At 68.0% G+C, this 1,464-nt stretch carries 1 protein-coding gene; it reads left to right on the forward strand.

Annotated elements, in window-relative coordinates; all coding sequences use genetic code 11:
- A partial coding sequence (locus tag Mam01_RS35950; protein WP_204289678.1) for a Clp protease N-terminal domain-containing protein occupies nucleotides 1-1,464 on the forward strand: 1,464 nt, incomplete at both ends.

Raw genomic sequence — 1,464 nt, forward strand, 5'->3', positions numbered from 1 at the left:
AACCACAACTACATCGGTACCGAGCACATTCTTCTTGGTCTGATCCATGAGGGCGAAGGTGTGGCGGCCAAGGCTCTGGAGAGCCTGGGGATCAGCCTCGAGGGGGTGCGCCAGCAGGTCGAGGAGATCATCGGCCAGGGGCAGTCGGCGCCGTCGGGGCACATTCCCTTCACTCCGCGTGCCAAGAAGGTGCTCGAGCTGTCGCTTCGTGAGGCGTTGCAGCTTGGGCACAACTACATCGGCACTGAGCACATCCTGCTGGGTTTGATCCGGGAGGGTGAGGGCGTCGCGGCTCAGGTGCTGGTGAAGCTGGGCGCTGACTTGAACCGGGTGCGGCAGCAGGTCATCCAGTTGCTGCACGGTTACCAGGGCAAGGAGCCGGCGGCGGCGGGCGGGCCGCAGGAGTCGGCGCCGTCGACGTCTCTGGTGTTGGACCAGTTCGGGCGGAACCTGACCCAGGCCGCGCGGGAGGGCAAGCTCGACCCGGTGATCGGCCGGGACAAGGAGATCGAGCGTGTCATGCAGGTCCTCTCCAGGAGGACCAAGAACAACCCGGTGCTGGTCGGCGAGCCCGGTGTGGGCAAGACCGCGGTGGTGGAGGGCCTGTCCCAGAAGATCGTCAAGGGCGAGGTGCCCGAGACGCTGAAGGACAAGCAGCTCTACACCCTCGACCTCGGCGCGCTGGTCGCCGGGTCGCGCTACCGCGGCGACTTCGAGGAACGCCTGAAGAAGGTCCTCAAGGAGATCCGCACGCGCGGCGACATCATCCTGTTCATCGACGAGCTGCACACGCTCGTCGGCGCGGGCGCGGCCGAGGGCGCCATCGACGCGGCGAGCATCCTGAAGCCCCCGCTCGCGCGGGGTGAGCTGCAGACGATCGGCGCGACGACGCTGGACGAGTACCGCAAGCACCTGGAGAAGGACGCCGCGCTGGAGCGGCGGTTCCAGCCGATCCAGGTGGCCGAGCCGAGCCTGTCGCACACGATCGAGATCCTCAAGGGCCTGCGGGACCGCTACGAGGCGCACCACCGGGTGTCGATCACCGACAGCGCGCTGGTGGCCGCCGCGACGCTGGCCGACCGTTACATCAGCGACCGGTTCCTGCCCGACAAGGCGATCGACCTGATCGACGAGGCCGGGTCGCGGATGCGGATCCGCCGGATGACCGCGCCGCCGGACCTGCGCGAGTACGACGAGAAGATCGCCAATGTCCGGCGCGAGAAGGAGTCCGCGATCGACGCGCAGGACTTCGAGAAGGCCGCCGCGCTGCGCGACCAGGAAAAGCAGCTCCAGCTCAAGCGCGAGCGCCGGGAGAAGGAGTGGAAGGCCGGCGACATGGACGTCGTGGCCGAGGTCACCGAGGAGCTCATCGCGGAGGTGCTCGCGGCGGCCACCGGCATCCCGGTCTTCAAGCTCACCGAGGAGGAGTCGCAGCGGCTGCTCCGCATGGAGGACGAGCTGCAC

It is taken from the genome of Microbispora amethystogenes (assembly GCF_016863015.1).
GTDB classification, from domain to species: Bacteria; Actinomycetota; Actinomycetes; order Streptosporangiales; family Streptosporangiaceae; genus Microbispora; species Microbispora amethystogenes.